Source organism: Methanospirillum sp., assembly GCF_035560735.1.
Taxonomy (GTDB): Archaea; Halobacteriota; Methanomicrobia; order Methanomicrobiales; family Methanospirillaceae; genus Methanospirillum.
This window is the reverse complement of sequence record NZ_DATMYY010000102.1, coordinates 1-3,012: the sequence shown is the minus strand read 5'-3', so window position 1 is coordinate 3,012 and position 3,012 is coordinate 1. Positions and strand designations below refer to the sequence as shown.

4 protein-coding genes are annotated in these 3,012 nt (G+C 46.6%); 2 read left to right on the top strand and 2 right to left on the bottom strand.

Annotation, left to right across the window (positions count from 1 at the left end):
- Positions 1-517: Holliday junction resolvase-like protein (locus VN429_RS03335; protein ID WP_325629777.1), on the top strand; the 517-nt coding region annotated here is incomplete at its 5' end.
- A 35-nt stretch (positions 518-552) separates the two neighbouring features.
- On the top strand, positions 553-1,332 hold the full coding sequence (locus VN429_RS03330) for a dioxygenase family protein (RefSeq protein ID WP_325629775.1): 780 nt from the start codon (positions 553-555) through the stop codon (positions 1,330-1,332).
- A 5-nt stretch (positions 1,333-1,337) separates the two neighbouring features.
- On the opposite strand, the gene VN429_RS03325 is transcribed toward VN429_RS03330, so the two are convergent.
- Together VN429_RS03325 and mobB are read right to left on the bottom strand one after the other, a co-directional pair.
- A complete protein-coding gene (locus tag VN429_RS03325; RefSeq protein ID WP_325629773.1) occupies positions 1,338-2,321 on the bottom strand; it encodes a hypothetical protein in 984 nt (327 codons plus the stop codon).
- Positions 2,297-2,974, bottom strand: a complete 678-nt coding sequence (mobB, locus tag VN429_RS03320) for a molybdopterin-guanine dinucleotide biosynthesis protein B (protein WP_325629771.1) — start codon at positions 2,972-2,974, stop codon at positions 2,297-2,299. Before mobB ends, VN429_RS03325 begins: the two co-directional genes overlap by 25 nt.
- Positions 2,975-3,012 lie beyond the last annotated feature (38 nt).

The following is a 3,012-nucleotide window of genomic DNA, read 5'->3' as shown; positions in this document are numbered from 1 at the left end:
TATGGAATATTCTGATCTTCTCACTTTCGCACTAATAATTCTCCTTGCCTGGATTTCTTACTCTTATTACCGCCTGAAAACATCGCTTGAAGAACGGGCACGAACTCTCCATAACCGCTGGCGTGATCAGGATCTCTCCCTTTTTCAGTCACAGTTGGAGCAACAGGCAGATGAAAAAATCAGGTTCTGGAAAAATGATGAAGAGCGGAGCATCCGCCAGGATGCTATTAAGCGATCACGGGAAGTGATCCACGGAAAGGTGACCGAACACCTGATCCCTTTCTTCTCCTCGTTCCAGTGGAACCCTGCAGATGCAAGATTCCTGGGATCTCCAATTGATTTTGTCGTATTTGATGGGTTATCTGAAGGTGAGGTGAGGGAAATTATCTTTGTAGAAGTTAAAAGCGGTGCAAGGCCCGTTCTCACCCCTCGTGAACGGTCGGTTGAGAAGTGCATTAAGAGGGGGAATGTCGACTTTACAGTGATCCATCATTCAAACAGTCAGACAGAACAATAAATCATCATTGCCAACAGTATTCCCATCTGATATTCATGAGTCTTATGCCAACATTGTTCACAGCGCATGGAAATCCGATGAATGCTCTAGGCGGAACACCATTCTCACGATTCCTTGAAGGGTGGGTAGAAGATATTCCCCGGCCACGTGCAATTTTGTGCATATCTGCTCACTGGGAGAGGCATGGGCTTGCAGTCACCATGTCTTTGAATCCAGAGACACTCCATGACTTTTATGGATTTCCTGAAGAACTTTATTTGATTACTTACCCGGCAAAGGGAATGCTTGAAGTTGGTGAAGAAGTGATCACACTGCTGGGTTCAGGTGGGTACATTGTAGATCGTGATCAGTCCCGGGGGTTGGATCATGGTACCTGGGCCCCTCTCCGATTTTTATATCCTGATGCCGACATCCCGATTCTACAGTTAAGCCTTCCTGTTGAGTTACCATTATCTGAACTCATCACCATCGGAGAACGATTATCCCCGCTCCGAGAGTCGGGAGTTCTCATTATGGGAAGTGGAAACCTTGTACATAATCTCTCCCGGGTAGACTTTAAACATCGGGATGCCCCGGTTCTAGAGTGGGCAGATCGTTTTGATGATGATATAAAAGAATGGATACTAACCCGGGATTATCAAAAACTTAGAGAACCATGGATGAGTAGTCCGGCTGGGAAAGTAAGCCACCCAACTCTTGAGCATTATGCTCCTCTTCTGGTTGCCATGGGAGCCGGAGGTTCATCACCTGTTACTTTCGCATTCGAGGGCTTTGAGCATGGGAGCATCAGTATGCGATCGGTCAGGTTCGGGTAAAAATTTTATAACCAGCGCTTTAAACTTTTTTGGACAGTTTTCTGTCCGAATAATCCTTCATATATCTTCTTGCCCACAGTAATACCCAAATCGGCACTAACAGCGTATATACATCTCTCATGTACTGGGCATCGTCTACATCTAGGGCCGGGGCCACAATAACTCATTCCAAGGACATAGAGTGGCCGATCAAGTATCCAGGGATCTTCAGCAGAGATCATCTTTCCGAGAATTCTGGCCTGGTATGAGGTAAGGCCGGTTCCTTCTCCGCAAGCAATTCTTCCCAGGACCCGTGAATCTACCACGTCGCCAACAATATCAAAGACTCCCTCAAGATAGTGTTCATCCTTTAATGCACCGGTTATGAGGCAGGCAGTTGATCGGGGGACCCCAAGAACCTTAATTCGCCTGAATACTTCATGTGGACTTGAGAGATAATCAGCCCAAATCTGCCTGGCATCACCGTGGTAGTACCGAACCATCAATGAAGCAATCTCATAGAGACGGGTGTGAACTGCTGGTTCTGGATGAAGATCATACTCCCAGAATTGATCTGCCCATCCCTCCGGGGAGTGGAGGAGAATGCTGCGCCAGAGGTTTTCCGGATCTTCCAGAATTTCGTGAACAAAGTATTCAGTATTGGCCCAGACATCTGTTTTTCCTGCATTGAGTTCCAGGATGCACGCACAGAGAAACCGGTTTGCATCCTGCATTGTCAGGGTGTCGGGCTTGGTACCTGATAGCCATGGCCATTCACTCGTAGAGAAGCGTGGTGCAGATTGACGGAGATGCAGAAATGTTTCCCTGCTCATGCGCATAAGTTCAGGAATAAGGAGCTGAATTATTTCAGTTTTATCCTGTGCACTGATCTCTCGGATGAGGCAGATAAGGCGTTCAGTCCTATCGGAGGCTGAATCAGGTCTTACTTCTTCGATGGATCTGTCTTCAGACCGCTCCCTGTAGTTCATACTTGTAGCGCCGCCATGCACCGGGTAAGAACGGTACTCCCATGTATTGCGTTGTCTGCCAGTAAAACAATAAAAAAGCGGTGATGTGGATGAACTACTGGCTTTTGCGTTCTGACCCTGACTCCATACACTCCATCCAGGGACCTGGCTTCCTCCTCGATATGGGCACAGATATCTGGTGAGATTTCATGTGGGGAATTGCCAGTGCTCATCATAATAATCCCATCTGGGTTTTCTCCAAGATCTTTGACGAGTCCTTCTCCTGTATAATAATCATCAAATGAGGAGAGGAGTGAGACCACATCTTTTATCTCTGGATTTCGGATAAGGGCAGGTACATCAAGATCTCCAATAACTACTTTCTGAAAGGGAATGCTTTTGAACCCTTCAATGATAGCATATTTGACCCCGGTATTGGAGAGATGATCAAGAGCAGAGGAAAGAGAAATAGTCCTCCTGGTAATCATCGTCTTCTCACAGTCTATCCCAATAACAATGGATGCTCCGGCATCATAATGTAGAGATGTATCCTTTCCTGCAGGAAGATCACAGACATGATCCCCTATATGCTTGATCGTCCCGACTGCGCCCAATGGAGCCAGGGTATCAACCAAATCACGAATAAAGGTTGTTTTTCCTGAGCCAGACCACCCGGCTATGTGAATGACTTTCATGATATTATTGATCTATTGCAGTCAATTCAGTGGAGGAT

Excerpts from the sequence above, each read along its gene's own strand:
- VN429_RS03330 (WP_325629775.1), top strand. The coding sequence starts at position 553 with ATGAGTCTTATGCCAACATTGTTCACAGCGCATGGAAATCCGATGAAT.
- mobB (WP_325629771.1), bottom strand. The coding sequence starts at position 2,974 with ATGAAAGTCATTCACATAGCCGGGTGGTCTGGCTCAGGAAAAACAACC.